Source organism: Cupriavidus sp. KK10 (genome assembly GCF_018223725.1).
In the GTDB taxonomy this organism is placed as follows: domain Bacteria; phylum Pseudomonadota; class Gammaproteobacteria; order Burkholderiales; family Burkholderiaceae; genus Cupriavidus; species Cupriavidus necator.
The window spans coordinates 6433395-6456919 of record NZ_CP073677.1; the positions used below are offsets into that span (position 1 = coordinate 6433395).

Annotated in this window: 20 protein-coding genes; 15 read left to right on the plus strand and 5 right to left on the minus strand. The window is 68.8% G+C overall.

Annotated features, from left to right (window positions below; genetic code table 11):
- Positions 1-10: 10 nt before the first annotated feature.
- Genes KB879_RS30050 through gspF form a run of 5 tightly spaced genes read left to right on the plus strand, consistent with a single transcriptional unit; the run spans position 11 to position 6696 of the window.
- The gene (locus tag KB879_RS30050) at positions 11-619 is read left to right on the plus strand and encodes a type II secretion system protein M (protein WP_013958290.1); all 609 of its coding nucleotides are present in this window, start codon (positions 11-13) and stop codon (positions 617-619) included.
- On the plus strand, positions 619-1428 hold the full coding sequence (locus KB879_RS30055) for a type II secretion system protein N (RefSeq protein ID WP_153954266.1): 810 nt from the start codon (positions 619-621) through the stop codon (positions 1426-1428). The genes KB879_RS30050 and KB879_RS30055 overlap by 1 nt, the downstream gene beginning before the upstream one ends.
- A 34-nt stretch (positions 1429-1462) precedes the next feature.
- A complete protein-coding gene (gene gspD, locus KB879_RS30060; protein ID WP_211982350.1) occupies positions 1463-3901 on the plus strand; it encodes a type II secretion system secretin GspD in 2439 nt (812 codons plus the stop codon).
- A gap of 8 nt (positions 3902-3909) precedes the next feature.
- The gene (gspE, locus tag KB879_RS30065; protein WP_305852184.1) at positions 3910-5463 is read left to right on the plus strand and encodes a type II secretion system ATPase GspE; all 1554 of its coding nucleotides are present in this window, start codon (positions 3910-3912) and stop codon (positions 5461-5463) included.
- Positions 5464-5478: 15 nt separating this feature from the next.
- Entirely contained in the window at positions 5479-6696 is a 1218-nt protein-coding gene (gene gspF, locus KB879_RS30070) for a type II secretion system inner membrane protein GspF (protein ID WP_013958294.1), read from the plus strand.
- 83 nt (positions 6697-6779) lie between these two features.
- On the opposite strand, the gene KB879_RS30075 is transcribed toward gspF, so the two are convergent.
- Positions 6780-8081, minus strand: coding sequence for an NYN domain-containing protein (locus tag KB879_RS30075; protein ID WP_211980394.1), 1302 nt, complete (start codon positions 8079-8081; stop codon positions 6780-6782).
- A 348-nt stretch (positions 8082-8429) separates the two neighbouring features.
- Between KB879_RS30075 and KB879_RS30080 the strand changes: the two genes are divergently transcribed.
- Complete coding sequence (locus tag KB879_RS30080) at positions 8430-12023, plus strand: indolepyruvate ferredoxin oxidoreductase family protein (RefSeq protein ID WP_211980395.1); 3594 nt, start codon at positions 8430-8432, stop codon at positions 12021-12023.
- 56 nt (positions 12024-12079) lie between these two features.
- Here the strand turns inward: KB879_RS30080 and KB879_RS30085 are convergent, their stop codons facing one another.
- The gene (locus KB879_RS30085; protein WP_211980396.1) at positions 12080-12691 is read right to left on the minus strand and encodes an HD domain-containing protein; all 612 of its coding nucleotides are present in this window, start codon (positions 12689-12691) and stop codon (positions 12080-12082) included.
- Between the two features lie 138 nt (positions 12692-12829).
- Between KB879_RS30085 and KB879_RS30090 the strand changes: the two genes are divergently transcribed.
- The 5 genes from KB879_RS30090 to KB879_RS30110 all read left to right on the plus strand — a co-directional run bounded on the left by KB879_RS30090 (position 12830) and on the right by KB879_RS30110 (position 16774).
- Positions 12830-13249 carry a GNAT family acetyltransferase gene (locus KB879_RS30090; protein ID WP_041228224.1) on the plus strand — a complete coding sequence of 140 codons (420 nt, stop codon included), beginning with the start codon at positions 12830-12832 and terminating at the stop codon, positions 13247-13249.
- Positions 13250-13281: 32 nt separating this feature from the next.
- Positions 13282-13632, plus strand: a complete 351-nt coding sequence (locus KB879_RS30095; protein ID WP_013958300.1) for a GFA family protein — start codon at positions 13282-13284, stop codon at positions 13630-13632.
- 7 nt (positions 13633-13639) lie between these two features.
- Positions 13640-14059 carry a VOC family protein gene (locus KB879_RS30100; RefSeq protein WP_013958301.1) on the plus strand — a complete coding sequence of 140 codons (420 nt, stop codon included), beginning with the start codon at positions 13640-13642 and terminating at the stop codon, positions 14057-14059.
- Between the two features lie 81 nt (positions 14060-14140).
- Positions 14141-15457, plus strand: a complete 1317-nt coding sequence (locus KB879_RS30105; protein WP_371827380.1) for an MFS transporter — start codon at positions 14141-14143, stop codon at positions 15455-15457.
- 93 nt (positions 15458-15550) lie between these two features.
- Complete coding sequence (locus KB879_RS30110) at positions 15551-16774, plus strand: MFS transporter (protein ID WP_211980397.1); 1224 nt, start codon at positions 15551-15553, stop codon at positions 16772-16774.
- A 4-nt stretch (positions 16775-16778) separates the two neighbouring features.
- Here KB879_RS30110 and KB879_RS30115 read toward each other — a convergent pair whose 3' ends face one another.
- Positions 16779-17663 (minus strand): class III extradiol ring-cleavage dioxygenase, encoded by an 885-nt coding sequence (locus KB879_RS30115; protein WP_013958304.1) that lies wholly within the window; start codon positions 17661-17663, stop codon positions 16779-16781.
- 232 nt (positions 17664-17895) lie between these two features.
- Here KB879_RS30115 and KB879_RS30120 point away from each other — a divergent pair, with 232 nt between their 5' ends.
- The 3 genes from KB879_RS30120 (at position 17896) to KB879_RS30130 (ending at position 20840) form a co-directional block, all read left to right on the plus strand.
- Positions 17896-18279 carry a hypothetical protein gene (locus KB879_RS30120; RefSeq protein WP_211980398.1) on the plus strand — a complete coding sequence of 128 codons (384 nt, stop codon included), beginning with the start codon at positions 17896-17898 and terminating at the stop codon, positions 18277-18279.
- A gap of 152 nt (positions 18280-18431) precedes the next feature.
- Positions 18432-19448, plus strand: coding sequence for a hypothetical protein (locus KB879_RS30125; protein ID WP_249221210.1), 1017 nt, complete (start codon positions 18432-18434; stop codon positions 19446-19448).
- An 81-nt stretch (positions 19449-19529) separates the two neighbouring features.
- Complete coding sequence (locus KB879_RS30130; protein WP_013958307.1) at positions 19530-20840, plus strand: MFS transporter; 1311 nt, start codon at positions 19530-19532, stop codon at positions 20838-20840.
- Positions 20841-20916: 76 nt separating this feature from the next.
- Here KB879_RS30130 and KB879_RS30135 read toward each other — a convergent pair whose 3' ends face one another.
- The gene (locus tag KB879_RS30135) at positions 20917-21273 is read right to left on the minus strand and encodes a hypothetical protein (RefSeq protein ID WP_013958309.1); all 357 of its coding nucleotides are present in this window, start codon (positions 21271-21273) and stop codon (positions 20917-20919) included.
- Between the two features lie 105 nt (positions 21274-21378).
- Between KB879_RS30135 and KB879_RS30140 the strand changes: the two genes are divergently transcribed.
- Positions 21379-21996: a DNA-3-methyladenine glycosylase I gene (locus KB879_RS30140; protein WP_013958310.1), complete on the plus strand. Its 618-nt coding sequence runs from the start codon at positions 21379-21381 to the stop codon at positions 21994-21996.
- A gap of 415 nt (positions 21997-22411) precedes the next feature.
- Here KB879_RS30140 and KB879_RS30145 read toward each other — a convergent pair whose 3' ends face one another.
- The gene (locus KB879_RS30145; protein WP_211980399.1) at positions 22412-23380 is read right to left on the minus strand and encodes a cation diffusion facilitator family transporter; all 969 of its coding nucleotides are present in this window, start codon (positions 23378-23380) and stop codon (positions 22412-22414) included.
- Positions 23381-23525 lie beyond the last annotated feature (145 nt).

Genomic DNA, 23525 nt, shown 5'->3' on the forward strand with positions numbered 1-23525 from the left:
GCCCACCAGCATGAACCCCATGAAAGACACAGCCCGAAGCCAGACGCCACGCGCCAGCCGGCCAGGCGCGACCTCTGCGCTGCGCACGCGCCTGGCGCGGCTGCGCCCGTCCGTGCCGCAGGCGTGGCAGGAGCGCTTCAACGCCTTCTGGTCGGCGCGCAACCCGCGCGAACAGGCCATCCTGGGCGGCGGCGGCGCCGTGCTGGCGCTGGTGATCGGCTACCTGGTCCTGTGGGAGCCGGCCGCCGACGGCCGCGAGCGCCTGGCGCGCAACCTGCCCAAGCTGCGCGCCGACCTGGCCGAAATGGAAACCCTGGCGCAGGAAGCCCGCGGCCTGAAGGCCACGCCGGCGCCATCGCTGCGCGGCGACGCGCTCACGCAAGCGCTACAGGACAGCCTGGGCCAGCACGGCCTGAAGGCGACCCGGCTGGCCGCCGGCGCCGACAACAGCGTGCAGGTGCAGCTGGACAAGGTGCCGTTCGGCGCGGTCAGCGGCTGGCTGCAGGACGTGCGCCAGCAGCAGCGCATGAAGGTGATCGACGCCCGTATCGTCTATGTCGGCGCCACGGCGCTGGTGAACGTCAGCGCGACCCTGCAGGGTCCGGGCGGCCGCAGCTGATGGTACGGCTGGAAACGCTGCGCCTGCCGCGCCGCAAGCTGCGCCAGCCGGCCGCATGGCGGCGCCTGCGCTGGCTGGGGCTTGGCCTGGCGAGCGCCGCGGTGACCGTGGTGGCGATGCTGCCGGCGGCATGGATCGCCGCGCGCGTGGCCACGCAGACGCAGGGACGGGTACTGCTGGCCGATGCCAGCGGCTCGCTCTGGCATGGCAGCGCCACGCTGGCGCTGTCGGCCGGCGCCGGCAGCCAGACCGCGACCGTGCTGCCCGGCCGGCTGCAATGGACGCTGGCGTTCTGGCCGCTGCTGGGCGGCAGCGCGCGCCTGGTGGTGAGCCACTCCGAGGCCATGGCCGCGCCGGTCGCCATCACCGTGACCCCCGGCGGCTGGAGTGCGCAGGCAGGCGCCATCCGGCTGCCCGCGGCGCTGCTCGAAGGCATCGGCGCGCCGTTCAATACGCTGCGCCCGGACGGCCTGATGCGCGTGGACTGGTCCACGCTGCAGGGACGCTTTTCGGGCCAGGGCATGCGCGGCCATATGACGCTGCGCATCGAACAGGTGTCGTCGGCCGTGAGCCGGCTGCGCCCGCTGGGCAGCTACCGCGCCGAAATCGACTGGACCGGCGAGGGTGGCGGCAAGCTGCAGCTGAGCACCATCGCCGGGCCGCTGCACCTGGAGGGCAGCGGCACGCTGGGGCGGCAGGCGCGCTTCGAGGGCACCGCGCACGCCGAGCCCGAAGCGGCAACGCAACTGACCAGCCTGCTGAGCCTGCTGGGACGACGAGACAACCATGTGACAAGGCTGCGCTTCTGATGCCTGGCCAATCCAGGAGCGCCCGGAAATGACTATGAAAACCCACGCCATCCGACCTGTTTTCCACACCGCCTGCGCCCGCGCCGTGGCCCTGCTGTGCGGGCTCTCGCTGCTGGCGCCCGCGCCGTTGTGGGCCCAGCCCGGCGCGCGCACCGGCACCCCGCCCGCGCCGCCCGACATCACGCCGTCCAACCGCGACCAAGTGGTGCTGAACTTCGTCAACGCCGACCTTGACTCGGTGGTCAAGGCGGTCGGCCAGGCCACCGGCAAGAACTTCGTGATCGACCCGCGCGTGAAAGGCACGGTCAACCTGGTCACCGAGCAGCCGGTCTCGCGCGCGCAGGCGCTGCAGACGCTGGGCTCGGTGCTGCGCATGCAGGGCTATGCCATGGTCGAGAGCAACGGCTTCACCAAGGTCGTGCCCGAGGCCGACGCCAAGCTGCAGGGCTCGCCCACGGTGATCGGCGCCAGCCCCAGCCGCGGCGACCAGGTGGTGACGCAGGTGTTCCGGCTGAACTATGAATCGGCCAACAACCTGGTGCCGGTGCTGCGGCCGATGATCGCGCCCAACAACACCATCACCGCCTACCCGGCCAACAACACGCTTGTCATCACCGACTACGCCGACAACCTGCGCCGGCTGGCGCGCATCATCGCCGCGGTCGATGCGCCGGCCTCGGGCGAGGTCGAGCTGGTGCCGCTCAAGCACGCCCTGGCCAGCGATACCGCGGCGGTGCTGCAGAAGCTGCTCGACCCCGGCGCCGCGGGCGCCACCGGCGGCGGCGCACCGGGCGTCGACGCCAGCCTGCGCACCTCGGTGGTGGCGGAGCCGCGCAGCAATTCGCTAATGATCCGCGCCACCAGCCGCGCGCGGCTGCAGCAGGCGCGCCAGCTGATCGAAAAGCTCGACCAGCCCTATGCGCGCCCCGGCAATATCTGGGTGGTGCCGCTGAAGAACGCCGATGCGATCAAGCTGGCGGCCACGCTGCGCGCCATTGTCGCCGCCGACAGCAGCTTTGCCAGCGCCACCCAGCCCGGCGGGCAGGCCGGCGGCATCGGCGGCGCGGGGGGCATGACCAATGTCTCGACGCCGGCCGGCGGGCAATTCACCGGCGGCGCCACCGGCACCCAGGCCAGCATGCGGGGCGGCACCGGCGCGGCGGGAGGCTCCGGCGGCGCCTATGGCAACTCGGCCTTCGCCGCGTCGTTCGGCACCAATACCCAGCCGGCCACCGGCGGCATCATCCAGGCCGACCAGTCCACCAACTCGCTCATCATCACCGCCAGCGAACCGGTCTACCGCAACCTGCGCGGCGTGATCGACGACCTCGACGCGCGCCGCGCGCAGGTCTACATCGAGTCGATGATCGTCGAAGTGACCTCCACCCAGGCGAGCGAGCTGGGCATCCAGTGGCAGGGCCTGATCAGCTCGTCGAGCGGCAACAACAACGTCTTTGCCGGCACCAACTTCGGCACCGGCGGACAGAACATCCTGAACCTGACCCTGGCCGGGGCGCTGGCCGACACCAACCGCGGCGCCGCCATCGCCGCGGCGCAAGGGTTCGTGAAGGACGTCGGCGGCCTGAACCTGGGCATCGTCAACAAGGCGATGGGGCTGGGCGCGCTGCTGCGCGCGCTGGGCTCCAACGGCAGCGTCAATCTGCTGTCCACGCCGAACCTGATCACGCTGGAGAACGAGGAAGCCAAGATCCTGATCGGCCAGAACATCCCGATCACCACCGGCTCCTATGCCCAGACCGGCGGCGCGGCGTCGGTCACGCCGTTCCAGACCTTCGACCGCAAGGACGTGGGCATCACGCTGCGCGTGAAGCCGCAGATCACCGACGGCGGGCTGGTGAAGATGCAGATCTTCCAGGAATCGTCGTCGGTGGTGCAGTCCACCGCCAACCTGATCCAGGGCCCGACCACCAACGTGCGCTCGATCGAGACCAATGTGCTGGTCGACGACGGCCAGATCATCGTGCTGGGCGGCCTGATCGAGGACTCATACGGCGACGGCGTGCAGAAGGTGCCGCTGCTGGGCGACATCCCATGGATCGGCGGCCTGTTCCGCTACGAGAACAAGAACCGCTCCAAGACCAACCTGCTGGTGTTCCTGCGCCCCTATGTGATGCGCACGGCCGGCGCCACCGACCGCCTGACGCAGGACCGCTACGACTATATGCGCGCGCAGCAGCAGGGCTTTGTTTCGCCTAACATCATGATGCGTGATACCAACACGCCGTTGCTGCCGCCGGCCGAGGCTCCGTCCACGCCGTTCGTCGATCCGCGTGCAAACGGCCCGGTTGCCGCCCCGTTGCCCCTGCAGCAGCCCCTTCCGCAGAATGCCCCGCAGCCCGGCGTGCCGGGCCAGCCACAGCCCGTGCAGCCGGCACCGCAGCAGCTGCCGCAAGCACCGGCGAACGCACCCCAGCCGCTGAGCCTGCGCGGCGAGTCTGCGTTCCAGAACTAGGCCCCGACATGGCTAGCGAAGTCCAAACTGCCCTGCCCGCCGGCGCCAGCGCGCCGGCCGAGACCCTGGAGCCGCCCTCGCCGATGGCCGCGCGGCTGGTCTCGTACGGCTTTGCGCGCGAGGCGCCGCTGCTGGTCGCGCACCAGCGCCCTGACGGACTGGAAGTCTGGGTGACCCGTGCCACGTCCCCGACCGCGCTGGCCGAGGTCGCGCGCGTGCACGGCGCGCTGCGGCTGCGCGTGCTTGAGCCCGACGCACTGGAACTCGCCATGGCCGACGCCTACAACCGCCAGGACGCCGGCAGCGCCGCGCAGGTGGTGGGCGAGGTCGAAGGCGAGGTCGACCTGTCGCGCCTGATGCAGGACATCCCGGCGGTGGAGGACCTGCTTGAATCCGAGGACGACGCGCCGATCATCCGCATGATCAATGCGCTGCTGACGCAGGCCGCGCGCGAAGGCGCCTCGGATATCCATATCGAGCCGTTCGAGTCGTCGTCGGTGGTGCGCTTTCGCGTGGACGGCACGCTGCGCGACGTGGTGCGGCCGAAAAAGGCGCTGCACGGCGCGCTGATCTCGCGCATCAAGATCATGGCGCAGCTCGATATCGCCGAGAAACGCCTGCCGCAGGACGGCCGCATCACGCTGCGCGTGGGCGGGCGCCCGGTCGACGTGCGGGTCTCGACCCTGCCCACCGGCCATGGCGAGCGCGCGGTGCTGCGCCTGCTGGACAAGGAAGCGGGCCGGCTCGACCTGGCCAAGCTGGGCATGGCGCCCGGCACGCTGCGCGGCTTCGACCACCTGATCCGCCAGCCGCACGGCATCGTGCTGGTGACCGGGCCGACCGGCTCGGGCAAGACCACCACGCTGTATGCGGCGCTGTCGCGGCTGGATGCGCGCACCACCAACATCATGACGGTGGAAGACCCGATCGAGTACGACCTGGACGGCATCGGCCAGACCCAGGTCAACGCGCGCATCGACATGACCTTCGGCAAGGCCCTGCGCGCGATCCTGCGCCAGGACCCGGACGTGGTCATGATCGGCGAAATCCGCGACCTGGAAACCGCGCAGATCGCGGTGCAGGCCTCGCTGACCGGCCACCTGGTGCTGGCCACGCTGCACACCAACGACTCGGCCTCGGCGGTGACGCGGCTGGTCGACATGGGGATCGAGCCGTTCCTGCTGTCGTCATCGCTGCTGGGGGTGCTGGCACAGCGGCTGGTACGCCGCCTGTGCCAGCACTGCAAGCGCGAGGAAGTGATCGAGATCACTGCCGCCGAGGCCGAGGTGCTGCACGCGCAGGGCAAGCCGCTGCAGACCGTGTGGCACCCGGTGGGCTGCGACAAGTGCGGCCAGTCCGGGTACCAGGGGCGCATGGGCGTGTATGAGCTGCTGACCGTCGGTGACGAGATCCGCACCATGATCCACCGGCAGGCGCCGGAGTCCGAGATCAAGCAGGTGGCACTGGCGCACGGCATGCACACCATGCGCGGCGACGCGCAGCGCTGGGTCGACAGCGGCGCGACCTCGCTTGAGGAAGTGCTGCGCGTGACGCGCGACTAAAGCGGAGCCACCCGAATGCCAGCCTTCCGCTACGAAGCCGCCGACGCCGCCGGCAAGACCGACCGCGGCGTGATCGAGGCCGACAGCCCGCGCCAGGCGCGTTCGCAGCTGCGCGCGCGCGGGCTGACACCGCTGACCGTTGACCCGCTGGCTGGTGCCGGCCTGGCGCCGCGCAGCGGCAGCCAGCTGTTTGCGCGCAGGCTGTCGACGCAGGAGCAGGCGCTGTTCACGCGCCAGCTGGCCAGCCTGATCGTGGCCGGGCTGCCACTGGACGAGGCCCTGGGCGCACTGGCCGACCAGGCCGAGCGCGCCTATGTGCACGAGCTGCTGGCCGGCATCCGCGCCGAGGTGATGGGCGGCAGCTCGCTGTCGGTGGCGCTGGCGCAGCACCCGCGCGACTTCCCCGACATCTACCGCGCGCTGGTCTCGGCCGGCGAGCACTCCGGCCACCTGGGACTGGTGCTGGAGCGGCTGGCCGGCTATATCGAGTCGCGCAACACCCTGACCTCCAAGATCCGGCTGGCCTTCACCTACCCCGCCATCGTCACGGTGGTGGCGTTCGCCATCGTGATCTTCCTGCTGTCGTACGTGGTGCCGCAGGTGGTGAGCGTGTTCGCCAACACCAAGCAGAAGCTGCCGACGCTGACCATCGTCATGCTGGCGCTGTCGGACTTCGTGCGCAACTGGTGGTGGGCGGCGCTGGCGGTGATCGCGGTGGCGGCGTTCAGCATCCGCCGCCTGCTGCGCCAGCCCGCGGTGCGGCTGGAATGGCACCGCTGGCTGCTGACCGCGCCGCTGCTGGGCAAGCTGATCCGTGGCTACAACACCGCGCGCTTTGCCGGCACGCTGGCCATCCTGGTGTCGGCCGGGGTGCCGATCCTGCGCAGCCTGCAGGCCGCGGGCGAGACGCTGACCAACGAGGCGCTGCGCGCCAACGTGGAAGACGCCAACACCCGCGTGCGCGAAGGCGCCTCGCTGGCGCGCGCGCTGGCGGCGCAGAACCAGTTCCCGCCGGTGCTGGTGCACCTGATCCGCTCCGGCGAAGCCACTGGCAACCTGCCGGTGATGCTGGACCGCGCGGCCCAGGGCGAGGCGCAGGAACTGGAACGCCGCACGCTGTTCCTGACCAGCCTGCTGGAACCACTGCTGATCCTGACCATGGGCGTGGTGGTGCTGCTGATCGTGCTGGCGGTGCTGATGCCGATCATCGAAATCAACCAGCTGGTGCGGTAAGGACCTCTGCAAAAGAAAACGCCGGCGCGATGCCGGCGTTTTCTTTTTGGCGGGTGGGGCCGGCATGGCGCCGGCCGGCCACATTACTCCGCTTTCTTGGCCGGGCGCTTGCGCGTCTTCCTGGCCGGTGCACGGGCGGGCGCCGCCTCGGCAGCGGCCGCCTCAGGCTGGGGCTGGGCCTCTGGCTGCGCTTCAACCTGCGCCGACAGCACCGTCGTGCCCGGCGCGGCAAAGATCGACTGGTCGATCGGCCACGGGGTTTCGCTCAGCGTCACGTCAGGGCGGCGCGTGGCGCGTTTGCGTGCGGGGCGGGCCTTGGACTCTGCCTGCGGCGCTGCCTCCGCCACCGGCTCGGCAACGGGCTCCGGTTCGGCCACTTCGGCGGCGATGACAGACTGCCCGATCGCGGGTTCGCGCACTGGCACCGGCTCAGGCGCCGCCTCTGGCTGGGCCACGACGGGCGCAGGCGGATCCGCGGGCACGGGCGCCGGTGCCGGCTGGCGGCGCGCTTCAGGCTGTGCCTGAGCCTGCTGGGCCTGGCGCTGCTGCTGCGACTGCTGCGGTTGGGATTGCTGCGGCTGCGGCTGGCCACGCCCGTCGCTCTCCCCGCCCCCCTTGGAACGCTTCTTGAGCCGGATCCAGATGGTCTTGTTGTTGCCGCCGTTGCGGGTCTCGACCTCGAACAGGCCGGTGGCCTGCACCAGCTCGGAAAGCTTGCCGTAGCCGTAGTTGCGCGAGTCGAATTCCGGCGCCTGCTTGGCGATATGGTTGCCCATGCTGCCGAGCGTCAGCCAGCCGTCTTCATCCGACACGGCCTGCGCCGCGTTCTGCAGCAGGCGCACCAGGCGCGAGTCCTGGCGCAGTTCGCCGGTGCTGCGCTTGCGCGTGGGCGCGGCAGCCCCGTCGACGCCTTCGGTCCCTTCCGTATCCGCGTCGGCGCGCAGCACGTCGGAGTAGATGAACTTGTCGCAGGCGGTGACAAAGGGCTTGGGGGTCTTGCGCTCGCCGAAGCCATAGACGGTCAGCCCCTGCTCGCGGATGCGCGAGGCCAGGCGGGTGAAGTCGCTGTCGCTGGAGACGATGCAGAAGCCGTCGAAGCGCCCGGTGTAGAGCAGGTCCATGGCGTCGATGATCATGGCGCTGTCGGTGGCGTTCTTGCCCACGGTGTAGCGGAACTGCTGGATCGGCTGGATCGAGTGCGACAGCAGCCGCTCCTTCCAGCCGGCCAGGTTGGGTCGGGTCCAGTCGCCGTAGATGCGCTTGACGGCGGCCACGCCGTACTTGGCGACTTCGGCCAGCAGGCCTTCGACGATGGCGGGCGCCGCGTTGTCGGCGTCGATCAGCACGGCCAGGGTCGCGGTGCCCTGGCGGGGGGAATTGGTCATGTTCAGGTAGTCACTGGTTTGCCCGTCTCATGCGTACATCAGGACGGGCAATCGGAAATCAGGTTGCACCAGGCTGGCTGTGCAGGTGTGGCGCATCGCGGACAGCCTGGCAGCGGCACGGGCCGTCTCGATGCAACGCAGTGTACACGCGAACCCCTGTCCATACGGGAAATCACGGGCGCGACGGGCACGCTTTGTGCTGCATTGCAAGGTACCGCCAATTATGTGGCGGTGCTACCATGCCGCGCAGAGACACGACCGCCCTACACCTTCACAAGAGGCTACGAGGCGGTCGCCCACAACTGTAGGTGTCGGTGATCCCGACAGCACGCCCATAGAGGAGCACCTATGAATGCCCCCCTGACCCCTCCGGTCAGCGACGCCATCCGCCGCGCGCTCGAAAACGTTTCCCTCGAAGATAAATACACGCTGGAGCGTGGCCGCATCTATATCAGCGGCACGCAGGCGCTGGTACGCCTGCCAATGCTGCAGCAGGAGCGCGACCGTGCCGCCGGCCTGAACACCGCCGGCTTTATCTCCGGCTACCGGGGCTCGCCGCTGGGCGCGCTGGACCTGTCGCTATGGAAGGCCAAGAAGCACCTCGCCGCGCACAACATCGTGTTCCAGGCCGGCCTCAACGAGGACCTGGCCGCTACCTCGGTGTGGGGGTCGCAGCAGGTCAACATGTACCCGGATGCCAGGTTCGATGGCGTGTTCGGCATGTGGTACGGCAAGGGGCCGGGCGTGGACCGCACCGGTGACGTGTTCAAGCATGCCAACTCTGCGGGATCGTCGAAGCATGGCGGCGTGCTGGTGCTGGCCGGTGACGACCATTCGGCCAAGTCCTCGACGCTGGCGCACCAGTCCGAGCACATCTTCAAGGCCTGCGGCCTGCCGGTGCTCTATCCGTCGAACGTGCAGGAGTACCTGGACTACGGCCTGCACGGCTGGGCCATGAGCCGTTACTCCGGCCTATGGGTGGCGATGAAGTGCGTGACCGACGTGGTGGAATCGTCGGCCTCGGTGGAACTGGACCCGCACCGCGTGCAGATCGTGCTGCCGGACGACTTCATCATGCCGCCGGGCGGCCTGAATATCCGCTGGCCGGATCCGCCGCTGGAACAGGAAGCGCGACTGCTCGACTACAAGTGGTACGCGGGCCTGGCCTATGTGCGTGCCAACAAGATCGACCGCATCGAGATCGATTCGCCGCACGCGCGCTTCGGCATCATGACCGGCGGCAAGGCCTACCTGGACACGCGCCAGGCGCTGGCCGACCTGGGCCTGGACGATGCCACCTGCTCGCAGATCGGCATCCGCCTGTACAAGGTCGGCTGCGTGTGGCCGCTGGAGGCGCACGGCGCCCGCGCCTTTGCTGAAGGCCTGCAGGAAATCCTGGTGGTCGAAGAGAAGCGCCAGATCATGGAGTACGCGCTCAAGGAAGAGCTGTACAACTGGCGCGATGACGTGCGCCCCAAGGTCTACGGCAAGTTCGACGAGAAGGACAACGCGGGCGGCGAATGGTCGATCCCGCAGAGCAACTGGCTGCTGCCGGCGCACTATGAGCTGTCGCCGGCGATCATTGCCAAGGCCATCGCCACGCGCCTGGACAAGTTCGAGCTGCCGATGGACGTGCGCGCGCGCATCACCGCGCGCCTGGCCATCATCGAGGCCAAGGAAAAGGCGCTGGCCACGCCGCGCGTGACGGCGGAGCGCAAGCCCTGGTTCTGCTCGGGCTGCCCGCACAACACCTCGACCAATGTGCCCGAGGGCTCGCGCGCGCTGGCCGGCATCGGCTGCCACTACATGACGGTGTGGATGGACCGCAATACCAGCACCTTCAGCCAGATGGGCGGCGAAGGCGTGGCGTGGATCGGCCAGGCGCCGTTCGCGGGCGACAAGCACGTGTTCGCCAACCTGGGCGACGGCACCTACTTCCACTCCGGTCTATTGGCGATCCGCGCGTCGATCGCGGCCAACGTCAACATCACCTACAAGATCCTGTACAACGATGCGGTGGCGATGACCGGCGGCCAGCCGGTGGACGGCCAGCTGTCGGTGCGGGACATCGCCTGGCAGGTGCACAGCGAAGGCGCGAAAAAGATCGTCATCGTCAGCGACCAGCCGGAGAAGTACAACGGCGCGATCAAGCTGCCCGAAGGCGTCACGATCTATCACCGCGACCAGCTCGACAGCGTGCAGCGCGAGCTGCGCGAGGTGCCGGGCTGCACCATCCTGATCTACGACCAGACCTGCGCCACCGAGAAGCGCCGCCGCCGCAAGCGCGGCACGATGGAGGATCCGCAACGCCGCGCCTTTATCAACGACGCGGTGTGCGAAGGCTGCGGCGACTGCTCGGTCAAGTCCAACTGCCTGTCGGTGGAACCGCTGGAAACGGATTTCGGCACCAAGCGCCAGATCAACCAGTCGTCATGCAACAAGGACTTCTCGTGCCTGAATGGCTTCTGCCCGAGCTTTGTCACGGCCGAAGGCGCGCAGGTGCGCAAGCCCGAGCAGCACGGCGTGTCGATGGACACCCTGCCCGCGCTGCCTGACCCGGAACTGCCGCCGATCCGCCGTGCCTACGGCATCCTGGTGACCGGCGTGGGCGGTACCGGCGTGGTGACCATCGGCGGCCTGCTCGGCATGGCCGCGCACCTGGAGAACAAGGGCGTCACGGTGCTCGATATGGCGGGCCTGGCGCAGAAAGGCGGCGCGGTGCTGTCGCACGTGCAGCTGGCCGCGCGCCCGGACGACCTGCATGCCACCCGGATCGCCATGGGCGAGGCGGACCTGGTGATCGGCTGCGATGCGATCGTGTCGGCCACCGACGAAGTCATCTCCAAGACCCAGGCCGGCCGCACCCGCGCCGTGGTCAACACGGCGCAGACGCCGACCGCCGACTTCATCAAGAACCCGAAGTGGCAGTTCCCGGGTCTGTCGGCCGAGCAGGACGTGCGCACCGCCGTGGGCGAGAAGTGCGAGTTCATCAACGCCTCGGGTCTCGCCGTGGCGCTGCTGGGCGACGCGATCTACACCAACCCCCTGGTGCTGGGCTACGCCTGGCAGAAGGGCTGGATCCCGCTGACGCTGCAGGCACTGGAGCGCGCCATCGAACTCAACGGCGTCGCCGTCGAGAAGAACAAGGCCGCGTTCGACTGGGGCCGCCATATGGCGCACGACCCCGAGCACGTGCTGTCGCTGACCGGCAAGCTGAAGAACACCGCGGAAGGCGCGGAAGTGGTCAAGATGCCGACTTCCAGCGGCGCGATGCTGGAGAAGCTGATCGCCCGGCGCATGGAACACCTGACGGCCTACCAGGATGCCGCCTACGCGCGCACCTACCGCGAAGCCATCGACCGCGTGCGCGTGGCCGAGAGCACGCTGGCTGGCAGCGGCAAGGCCCTGCCGCTGACCGAGGCCGCGGCGCGCAACCTGGCCAAGCTGATGGCGTACAAGGACGAGTACGAGGTGGCGCGGCTCTACACCGACCCTGCCTTCCTCGACAAGCTGCGTGCGCAGTTCGAAGGCGAACCGGGCAAGGACTACCAGCTCAACTTCTGGCTGGCACCGCCGACGACGTCAAAGCGCGACGACAAGGGCCACCTGGTCAAGCGCAAGTTCGGTCCGTCGACGATGAAGCTGTTCCGCGTGCTGGCCAAGCTGAAGGGCCTGCGCGGCGGTGCCTTCGACATCTTCGGCAAGACCGAGGAGCGCCGCACCGAGCGCGCGCTGATCGGCGAGTACCGGGCCTTGCTGGATGAACTGGTGGCGGGCCTCAATGCCGCCAACTACGACACCGCGGTGACGCTGGCCAACCTGCCGGACGATATTCGTGGCTTCGGGCATGTGAAGGAAAACAACCTGAAGGCGGTACGCGGACGCTGGGCCAAGCTGCTGGAGCAGTTCCGCCATCCGGAGACGGCGCAGCGCGCGGCCTGACTGGCCACGGCATGACACAACGGCCTCGCTTCGCATGAAGCGAGGCCGTTGTGCTTTCAGGGCTGTGCCAGCGTCGCTTCTCCCGGCTTCACATACATCGAGTTGCGCGGTTGCGCCAGCACGCGCCGCACCATCGGCTCGAAGAACGACAGCGGCAGCGTGTCGTAGTCCGTCATGAAGGCGGCACCGTCGTACTTGCGGCAGAACTCCGCGGTGCGCTCGAACAGTTCGGGCTGGCTGCGGTACTGCTCGCGCAGGTTGCGGTCCAGGCCGAGGTGATGGAAGAAGTAGTAGCCCTGGAACACGCCGTGCTTTTCCACCATCCACAGGTTCTCGGGGCTGACGAATGGCTTGAGGATGGCGGCGGCGATATCGGGATGGTTGAAGCTGCCGAGCGTATCGCCGATATCGTGCAGCAGCGCGCAGACCACGTATTCCTCGTCCTGGCCGTCGCGGTGCGCCAGCGTCGCGGCCTGCAGCGAATGCGTGAGCCGATCCACGGGGAAGCCGCCGTAATCGCCATCCAGCAGGCGCAGGTGCGCCAGCACACGCTCCGGCAGCGCCCGCGCGAATGGCATGAACTCGGCGGAGATGGCGGCCCAGTCTTCGCGGGTGCCGTGTTCCATATGGCTGAAGGTGGCGCGTGCAGGCGCGTGGATGTCGCTCATGCGGGTCTCCTGTTGTGGGAGCGTGCGCGATGGCCGCGCATCGTCTCGTCATGTTTTGCAGGCATTGTGGCACCCGCAGCGGCGATACACTGTCAAAAAGCTAACAATGTGCCGGCATATTGCGGCGCACCACCAAGCATGCTGATCCGTCCTTTCCGACCGGAAGACCAATCCTGCGTCATTGCCTTGTGGCAGGCCTGCGGCCTGACCCGTCCGTGGAACGACCCGCAGCGCGATATCGCGCGCAAGCTGACCGAGCAACCTGAACTGTTCCTGGTCGGTGACATCGACGGCCATCCCGTCGCCACTGCCATGGTGGGGTTCGACGGGCATCGCGGCTGGGTCTACTATCTGGCGGTACAGCCCGGCCTGCAGGGCAAGGGGTACGGGCGCATGCTGATGGCGCATGCCGAACAGCTGCTGATCGAGCGGGGCTGTCCCAAGATCAACTTGCTGGTACGCGCAGGCAACCGCGCCGTGATCGATTTCTACGACAAGCTGGGCTATGCGCCCGACGAGGCGGTCAGCCTGGGCAAACGACTGATTCCCGATATTTAGCGGGCACGCCGGACCGACAACAAGGAGACGACATGACTTTCCACGGAAGCTGCCACTGCGGTGCCATTGCCTTCGAAGTGGAGGCCGACAGCATCCCCAGCGTGATCCGCTGCAACTGCTCGATCTGCCGCCGGCGCGGCCACCTGCTGTGGTTCGTGCCGCGCGCGACGTTCAAGCTGGAAACGCCGGAGAGCAATGCCTCCACCTACCGCTTCAACACCATGAAGATCGCGCACCGCTTCTGCCCCGTGTGCGGCTGCGGCCCGTATGCGGACGGGCAGGACAAGGACGGCAAGCCGATGGCCGCGGTCAATGTGCGCTGCCTGGACAATGTCGACCTGGACAGCCTGAAGGTCATCGACTACGACGGGCTGCACCACTGAGGCCGCCATGTTCCGCATCCTGGGCATCGACCACCTGGTACTGCGCAGCCCCGACGTGGACGCGCTGCGGCGCTTTTATGTCGAGGTGCTGGGCTGCAGCGTGGAGCGCGAGCAAACCGAACTGGGCCTGACGCAGCTGCGCGCGGGCAGCGGGCTGATCGACCTGGTCGCGCTCGACGGCCCGCTCGGCCGCGCCGGCGGCGCGGGACCGGGTGCGCAGGGCCGCAACCTGGACCATTTCTGCCTGCGCATCGACCCGTTCGATGCCGACGCGGTGCGGGCGCAACTGGCACGGCATGGCGTGCAGGCCGGCGAGGTGGCGCAGCGCTTCGGCGCCGAAGGCAAGGGACCGTCGCTCTATGTGAGCGATCCGGACGGCAACGTGGTCGAGCTCAAGGGACCGCCCGCGCCGGTGACCGCACAGTAACGCGCGCCCCCCACGGCACCCCGCGCGCAGGGTGCGCGCGGGATCGCTACAATTTCCGACTGGCCCCACGCGCCGCCACCCATGGCGACCACCCCCGCCGGGCCCGCCATGACAACATTGGAAGCCAGCTCCGACGCGGACGCCGCCAGCACAGACCCAGACGCCAGCCCGGCACGCACCGGACCCGCGCACCCCGCCACGCCGCCGCGCCGGCTGGTCTGGATCCTCGGCCTGACCGAGACCATCTCCTGGGGCACGCTGTTCTTCGCCTTCACTGTTTTCATCGACCCCATGATCCGCAGCCTGGGCTGGTCCAAGCCCTTCCTGGCGGGCGGCTATTCGCTGGGGCTGCTGGTATGGGCGCTGTGCTCGTTCGCGGTGGGGCGGCTGCTGGACCGCGCACCAGCGCGCAAGGTGATGGGCGCGGGCTCGGTGCTGGCCGGGCTGGGCCTGCTGCTGTGGGCATGGACGCCATCGCAGCCGGTGTTCCTGCTGATGTGGGTGCCGATCGGGCTGGCCATGGCGACCACACTGTACGAGCCCGCCTTCGTGGTGCTGCGCCAGGCCTATGGCGACCAGTACCAGAAGCCGATCGTGGTAGTCACGCTGATGGCCGGCTTTGCCAGCACGATCTTCGTGCCGCTGGCGCAATGGCTGGTGATCCATCTGGGCTGGCGCCCGACGCTGATCGGCTTTGCCGCGCTCAACCTGCTGGTCTGCGCGCCGCTGCACGCGCGCATGCGCTACGCGCTGCATCCCACCTACACCGGCATGACCCCCGCCGACGGCCAGGCCGGCAGCCGCGACATTGCACGCGCCACGCTGCGCCAGCCGGTGTTCTGGGCGGTGGTGCTGGCCTTTACCGCGACCGCCGTGGTGGCCTCGCTGCTGGGCGCGCACCTGATCCCGATGCTGACCGAAAAGGGAATGCCGGTGGCGCAGCAACTGGTGGTCGCCGCGCTGATCGGCCCGGCCCAGGTGGCGGGCCGCATGCTGATGATGCGCGCGGGGGTGCGCCACCCGGTGCGGCTGTCGCTGCCGGTCTATGCGCTGATGGGCGCCGGGCTGCTGTGCTTTGCGCTGGGGCACGGCGCCTGGCTGATGGTGGCCGCGGTGCTGTACGGCTGCGCCAATGGCGTCAACACCATGCTGCGTGCGATGGCTATGCCGGAACTGATCTCGCGCCATCACTACGCCACGCTCAACGGGCTGATGATGACGCCGGTGCTGCTGATGCAGGCCGCCGCGCCGTGGCTGGGCGCGCTGCTGTGGCGTGCCGCCGGCGGCTACTGGCTGATGCTGTGGGTGATGGTGGCGCTGGCGCTGGGCGCGCTGCTGGCCTTCGGCTACGCGCTGCACCGACGCGGGCTGCTGCGCGTGGATGCCGCCAGCCGGTAGCGCTAGTGCGGTGCTGTCATGCCCGCCCCACGCCGATGCGGGACAATGACGGCTTTTGCAGGGGCACCGCTGCGCCGCCTGCCGCACCCTCCCATGCCTGATCCGCATTCCCCGACCGCCTCCGCGCCCTTGCCGGCCGCGGTGTCGCGCGCCACGCGCGGCACCATGGCGCTTTTCTTCGTCAATGGCGCCACCTTTGCCACGTGGGGCGTGCATATCCCCACCATCAAGGCACGCTTCGGCCTGTCCGACGCCATGCTCTCGCTGGCGATGCTGGCCGTGGCCGGCGGCGCCATCCTGGCGATGGGCCCCGTCGGGCGCTGGGTGGCACGTGCGGGCAGCGCACGGGCGTCGATGACGGGCGGGCTGCTGTTCGCGCTGGCCACGGTGGCGATCCTGGCGATGCCGTCGTTCTGGCTGCTGCTGCCCGCGCTGGCGGCGTTCGGCATGGCCAATGCGGCCTTTGATGTCGCCATGAACGCGCAGGCCGCCACGGTCGAGGCCGGCCGCACGCGGCCCGTGATGTCGGCGCTGCACGGCATGTTCAGCCTGGGCGGCATGGCGGGTGCGGGCGCGGGCGGCCTGATGCTGTCGCTGGGCGTGGCGCCGCTGGCGCATGCGGCGATGATGGCGGGCGTGACCGCGACGGTGGCGCTCGGTACGCTGCCCGGGCTGCTGGCGGATCATCCGGTGCTGCCATCGGCGGCCCACCATCGCGACCATGCGGTGCGCGCGCTGTGGCTGCTGGGGCTGCTGGCCTTCCTCGGGCTGATCGGCGAGGGCGCGATGTACGACTGGACCAGCGTCTATATGCGCGACGTGGCGCAGGCGCCCGATGGCTGGATCAGCCTGGGCTACGCCGCGTTCTCGGGCGGGATGGCGTGCGGACGCTTCGGCGGCGACCGCCTGCGCGCGCGCTTGGGCGACGGCGCCACGCTGACTGGCAGTGCCTGGCTGGGCTTTGGCGGCATCGCGCTGGCGCTGCTGGTGCCGCTTCCGCTGGCTGCGCTGGCGGGCTTTACGCTGATGGGGCTGGGCGCGGCCAATATGGTGCCGATCTTCTTCGTTGCCGCGTCGCGGCTGCCGGGCGTGGCGCCGGCCGAAGCAATTTCGCGCGTGGCGCGCTTTGCCTACCTGGGGCTGCTGCTGGGGCCGGTGCTGATCGGTGGGGTGGCGCACCTGGCCAACCTGCGCATCGGGCTGGCGCTGGTGGCGCTGACCATGGGCTGGATTGCGCTGGCGGGCGCGCGCTCGGCACGGCGCTACCTGCCGGCGCGCGCCGGCACGCCGGCGGCGCAGGCCGCGGCCGAGCGGTAAGGCATCAGGCGGCCGCGCGCAGCGGCGCGCCGGCGCCTAGGCCCTCGAACACGAAGCTGTCCATGGCGAGCACGCCATAGGTCACTTCATCGGCAACCCGCGACACGCTGGCCGGCGCCGCTCCTGCGCCCCTGGCAGCCTGCGGCCCCAACGCCGCGCCCAGCGCCACGAAGAGCGGCAGCAGGTGCTCGTCGGTCGGGTGCGCGCGGCGCGCATATGGCGCCTGGGCGCGGTAGTCGGCAATACGGCCGGTATCGCCGGTGGCCAGGGCCTCGTCCAGGGCATCCGTCATCCAGCCGCGGAAGGCTTCCACATACGGCTCGGCCTGCGGCCCATGCTGGTCGCGCCGGCCGCCGCCAAACACTTCCTGCAGGTTGTGCGTGAAGCTGCCGGACGCCAGCACCAGCACGCCCTCGTCGCGCAGCGGGGCCAGCGCGCGGCCGATCTCGATCTGCGTGGCGGGCGACAGGTAGGGGTTCAGCGCCAGCTGCACCACCGGCACGTCGGCATCCGGGAAGAAGTGGCGCATCGGCATCCAGGCGCCATGGTCCAGCGGGCGCTCGTCGTCCTGGCCGACAAACCCGGCGCCGGGGACGGCCGCCGCCTCGACCAGGGCCTTGACCCGCTCGGCCAGCGCCGGCGAGCCCGGGGCGTCGTAGCGCAGTGCATACAGCTCGCGCGGGAAGCCGCCAAAGTCGTGCCAGGCTTCCTGGCGCTCGCGGCTGGTGACAGCCAGCGTGCTGTAGATCCAGTGCGCCGAGATCACCAGCACCGCGCGCGGGCGCCGGGCGCGCAACTGCCCGCCCAGCGCATCGAAGGCGGCGCCGGTGGGGCCGGGGTCGATGGCGAGCATCGGGGAACCGTGGGAAATATAAAGCGAGGGAAGCATGGCGGGACCACCTTCAAACTGTTTGTGTACCTGCATCCAGTTTGGCAAATATCCGAGCTCGGCACGGGCGCCATTTGCGGACACATCGTGCAAAAAAGTTGAACGGCCGGACTCAGCGTGGCGTGGCGCACACAGCGCCTGGGGCACCGGCAGCGCAGCCAGGGGCGATCAGCCTATGATGCAACCGTGAGTCCGCCGGCGGTGTCATCCGGCGGGGTCCTGCAACGCCTTGATGCCACCGGCACGCCCCGCGCGCCATGTGTGGCCGGAGACTTCGGTGGTACCGCGCATCCCGCGCCGCCCCGGGCGGCACCCTCCCTTCCTGGCCCACTGGTGGCAACCGGGCGTCTACGGCAGCGTGCCCGCCGTCGCCCTGTGGATCCTGGCGCGCCTGCCGGCCGGCTTGCTGGCATCCCTGGCCGGCACGCCCTCGGCGGCAGCCTGGCTGAACCATGCCGGCGACACCGTGTTCGTGACCGGCTGGGCCGCCAGTGCCCTGCTGCTGTGGCTCATGCGCCGCCGGCCGGCGCCCGCCTGTCCGGCCATGCCGGCTACGCCGCCCTCCCCGCCTGCCTCACCCTCCAGGCCGTCAACCCGGCGCCATCCTGCCGGCTGACCGGCGCCGCCGCGCCGATGTAAGGCGGCAACAGTCCGATCTGAAAGATTTCGCGCGACGCTCCCACCCTATCCTGCGTCGCTAGAATGCGCGGGAGACCGCCGCATGCCGCACTGCAGCGCGCACCGGCACCGACTGCACAGAGATTGTCCATGTCCGCACGCCAGCGACACCGCCGGTTCCACCCCGCGCCAAGCCGCCGCTCGCGGCCTCTTTGGCGGGCGGCCCTGGCCGCCACGGGCGCGGCGGCGCTGCTGGCCGCCGGCGCGGCACATGCCCAGGGCACGCCCGGACTGCGCCTGGCCGGGGCCAATGTGCAGCGGCACGCCAACGCGGTGCTGTCGCTGATGGCGTACTCGGTGGTGCCGGACCTTACCTCCAGCTCGCTGTCGATCAACAACACCAGCACCAACGATCCCGGCATCGTCATGTCGCAGCTGGGCGGCGGCTTCACGATCAGCAAGTCGTTCCCGCTCTACCTGGAAGGCGCCATCGCCTACAGCCGCTACGATCCCACCTTCGTTGCCACCAATGGCGCCGAGTCCCGCGCCATCCCGACCCGCTGGAACACCTTTTCCGGCACCATCGGCGTGGGCTGGGACTTTCCGCTGACGGCCAACAAGGAACTGGTGTTCCGGCCCATCTTCAACGCCTCGCTGGGCAATGTCTCCAGCGACCTGTCAATCGGCAAGTTCGCGGTCGAGCAGGTCACCGACCGCCAGATCAACTTCCTCGACGGCGGCAGCCTGAACGCCTACGGGCTGGGCGGCTCGGTGATGCTGGACTGGGAGCACTACCGCGAGAACTATGAGATCGACGTGGAACTGCGCTACACCAATATCCACCTGCAGAGCTTCGGCGGCACGACCAGCTCGGTGACGGGCACGGCCACGGCGCAGACCGCCAACCTGTGGGCGCGCTGGCGGGCGCCGACCGGGATGCACGCGTTCGACCGGCCGGTGCGGTACGTGCTTGAACTATCCCATTCACACTACCTCGGCAGCCAAGCCGGCATCCTCGGCTTCAACTACCTGACCACGCTCGGCACCGGGCTGGAACTGGACACCAGCGCACACGAGGTCTTTGTCACGCGGATCCGGGCGGTGGTGCGCTATGTGTTCGGCAACAACGTGTCGGGCGTCTCGCTGGGGCTGGCGGCCAGCTTCTGAGCGCGTTCACAGCGGATCAGGGGCGGATCGAAAATTAAGGAATCGCTTAACATTGCGGTTTCCCTGCATTTCCGACGCTTCATGACCGCGACTACCGCCCCCATCCCCGACATTTCCGCCGCCACCCGACGAAAGGCGATCATCGCCGCCACTATCGGCAACGGCCTGGAATGGTTCGACTTCACCGTCTACAGCTTCTTTGCCGTCATCATCGCCAAGCTGTTCTTCCCGACCGGCGATGACCTGACCTCGTTCCTGCTGACCGTCGCCACCTTCGGCGTGGGCTTTTTCATGCGCCCGGTCGGCGCCATCGTGCTCGGCGTCTACGCCGACCGCGTGGGCCGCAAGGCGGCACTGACGCTGACCATCCTGCTGATGGCGCTGGGTACGGCCATCATCGGCCTGGCCCCGACCTACGACCAGATCGGTCTGTGGGCACCGGCGCTGATCGTGCTGGCGCGCCTGATCCAGGGCTTCTCCGCCGGCGGCGAGGTGGGCGGCGCCACCGCCTTCCTGATCGAGCACGCGCCCGACGCGGAGCGCGGCGCCTACGCCAGCTGGCAGCAGGCCAGCCAGGGCATCTCCTTCATGCTGGGCGCGGCCATGGGCGCGCTGGTCACCAACGGCCTGTCGCCCGAGCAGATCGATGCCTGGGGCTGGCGCATCCCGTTCCTGTTCGGCCTGCTGATCGGCCCGGTCGGCATGTATATCCGCTCGCACCTGGACGAGCCACCCGAGTTCGAGGCGCGCCAGGCCGCCCGCAAGGCTGCCAAGGTCAAGTTCTCGCCGCTCACGCAGGTGCTGCGCGACCACCCGCGCGAAGTGCTGGCCGGCCTGGGCGTGACCATCCTGTGGACGGTGTGCACCTACGTGCTGGTGTTCTACATGCCGTCGTACGCCAAGCAGCAGTTGGGCCTGCCGCTGGGCGCGACCTTCAAGTCGACCGCGCTGTGCGGCGCCATCATCCTGGTGCTGTGCCCGCTGATGGGCATGCTGTCGGACCGCATGGGCCGCAAGCGCATGCTGGGCATCGTGGCGCTGCTGATCGGCGTGCTGGCCTATCCGCTGTTCCACTGGCTCAATGTGTCGCCGAGCACGCAGACGCTGCTGCAGGTGCAGATCGTGCTGGGCATCCTGCTGGCGGCCTTCACCGGCCCGGCCCCGGCGGTGCTGGCCGAGCAGTTCCCGACCGAGGTGCGCTCCACCGGGCTGTCGCTGGCCTACAACTTCGCCGTGACCATCTTCGGCGGCTTTGCGCCGCTGATCGTGACGTGGCTGATCGAGTCGACGCAGAACAAGCTGGCGCCGGCTTACTACGTGATCGCTGCTGCCGTGGTGAGTTTTATCGCGCTGGTGTTCATGCACGACCGTACGGGCAAGAAGCTGGCCTGAGCCGTCTGCGCCAGTTCCCAGCAAGAAAGCCAGCCGCGAGGCTGGCTTTCTTTTTTGTTGTCCGCTGACAGGCCCCCTAGCCGGCTTCGTCCTCGTCCCGGTGGATATTGATCACATGCCGCGCCTCGAAGCACAGCGGCATGCCCGGGTTCATCTCCTCGGTGCAATACGGCTGGTTGTCGAGCTCGCCGGTGTAAAGGCTACCCTCGCGCCCGGTGACGATCACCCACATCCGTTCGACGTGGACCTCTTCGCTGCCCGCCTCGTCGGCGACCAGGATGCGGAAGATCAGCTTGACCAGCTGGCCGGGTGCGAGTGCATCACGTTCCTCGCGCGGCGGCATCCAGAAGGTATCGGGATGGGCGGCGGCGATGGGCTCGGCGTCGTCGAGCTCCCATCCGTCTTCGTCCAGGGTTGTCAATCGCATGTCCATTTTCAGCCTTCCGCAATCTCTCAGGTGCGGGCATGATCGCAGCAAATGCGCCGGTCGGCGAGAGCCTGGCCGGCGTCCGGGACTTTCAACAGGGAACAGGTACCCATGACAAGCAAGAAGGAAGCATCGGTGCGCTGCGGCTGGTGCGGCACGCTGGAGGACTATTGCCACTACCACGACACCGAGTGGGGATTCCCGGTCGCCGATGACCGCCGGCTGTTCGAGAAGCTGTGCCTGGAAGGCTTCCAGTCCGGGCTGAGCTGGCTGACCATCCTGCGCAAGCGTGAGGCCTTCCGCAAGGCGTTTGCCAATTTCGACATCGAGAAGGTGGCGCGCTTCAGCGAGCGCGATATCGCTCGCCTGCTGGGCGACGCCGGCATCGTGCGCCACCGCGGCAAGATCGAGGCGGCCATCAACAATGCGCAGCGGGCCCGCGAACTGCTGGAGACGGAATCGTCGCTGGCCGCCTACTTCTGGCGCTTCGAACCCGATCCGGCCAGCCGGCCCAGGGTGCTGACACCCGAGGTGCTGCGCACCATGGCGACCTCGCCGGAATCCACCGCGCTGTCAAAGGACCTGAAGAAGCGCGGCTGGCGCTTTGTCGGTCCCACCACCATGTACGCGCTGATGCAGGCGATGGGCCTGGTCAATGACCACCAGGAAGGCTGCACGACCCGTGCCGAGGTACTGGCTGCGCGCAAGGCCTTCAAGGTGCCGCGCTAGCGTTGCGCGGACGTATACCCGGTGCGCGCCAGCTATACGTCCGCGTGCGCCGGCTGGCGGCGCCGGTATACGCCGGCGCATGGCCATGCCTGCGTAAACGTCAGGCCACCGCGAACAGCGCAACGGTCCTACCTATGTCTTTAATATTGTTTACATATGTAAACATAGTAGTAGTAGGTAAACCAGTCTTCAGGCCGTGGATAAGTCACCTTTTCCCTTTCAGCTCAGGGACTTGCAGCAAAGATAACCACTCCGGGATAACCCTGATTCGCCGGGATAGCCCGGCAGCCGCGTATACGTCGGCGGCGTGGGTGCCGGAGTTATCCGTATACGTCCCACAAGGCGCCCCCAGGCGGGGCACAGCTTGTCCGGGCGGTTATCCCCAGCAAGCTGCGAAGATATCCACAGGCCGGGCTCAGGCAGCGCTGGCCTGGCTGGTCATGTATACGGGGTCGACGTGGGTCATCACGTTGAGCACGTGATGATGTTCCAGGGCGCGGCGCCGGGCTTCGACCGCGATGGCATGGCCCTGCGCCACCGTCAGCGTGGCATCGATCTCCAGGTGCACGTCCACCAGCACCTGGTCGCCCATCTTGCGGGTGCGCAGGTCGTGCAGGCCCAGCACGCCGGGCGTGCCCAGCATGGTCGCGTGGATCTCCGCGACGGTCTCCTCGTCGGCCGCGCGGTCCATCAGGTCGTCGAGCGCATCCCAGCCGAAACGCAGGCCCATGCGCGCCACCATCAGCCCCACCACGATGGCCGCCACCGGATCGAGCATGTGGTAACCCAGCAGGTTGCCGCCAATGCCCAGTGCCACCACCAGCGACGAGGCCGCATCCGAGCGCGCATGCCACGCATTGGCCACCAGCATGCCCGAGCGCACGCGCCGCGCCACCGCCAGCATGTAGCGGAACAGCAGCTCCTTGGACGCCAGCGCGGCCAGCGCCACCCACAAGGCCACCGGCTGCACCGGCTGCAGGCTGGCCGGATGCTGCAATTTGTCCACTGCCGCCCACAGCATGCCCGCGCCCACCGCCAGCAGCAGCGCGCCGAGCGCCAGCGACGCCGCGGTCTCGAAGCGCAGGTGGCCGTACTGGTGGTCGGCGTCCGGGTCCTTGCGGCTCTGCCAGCCGGCCAGCAGCACCACGAAGTCGGACAGCAGGTCTGAGAGGGAATGCGCGGCGTCGGCGATCAGCGCCTGCGAGCCAGAGATAACGCCGGCCACCGCCTGCGCGGCGGTGAGGCCGATATTGACGGCCACGCTGACCAGCGTGCTGCGCCGGCCGGCCCGGTGGCGCGCGTCGGCCTCGGCCGGGCTGGCGGCGGTGGCGTCGTCCGGCAGGCCGGCAGAGGCGGGCCGCAGAGGGTTGTGTTCCGATTCCATCGGGTGACTATAGCCCAACATCCGCGATGGGCGGAGTGGGCCATGGCGGCGCTGCCGTGCCGATTTCGTAACAGCGCTGGCGAAGTTTTGGTGTCGCCTTTACCGTTACACAGGACGGGCATACCCGGACACTGCAAGGAGGACC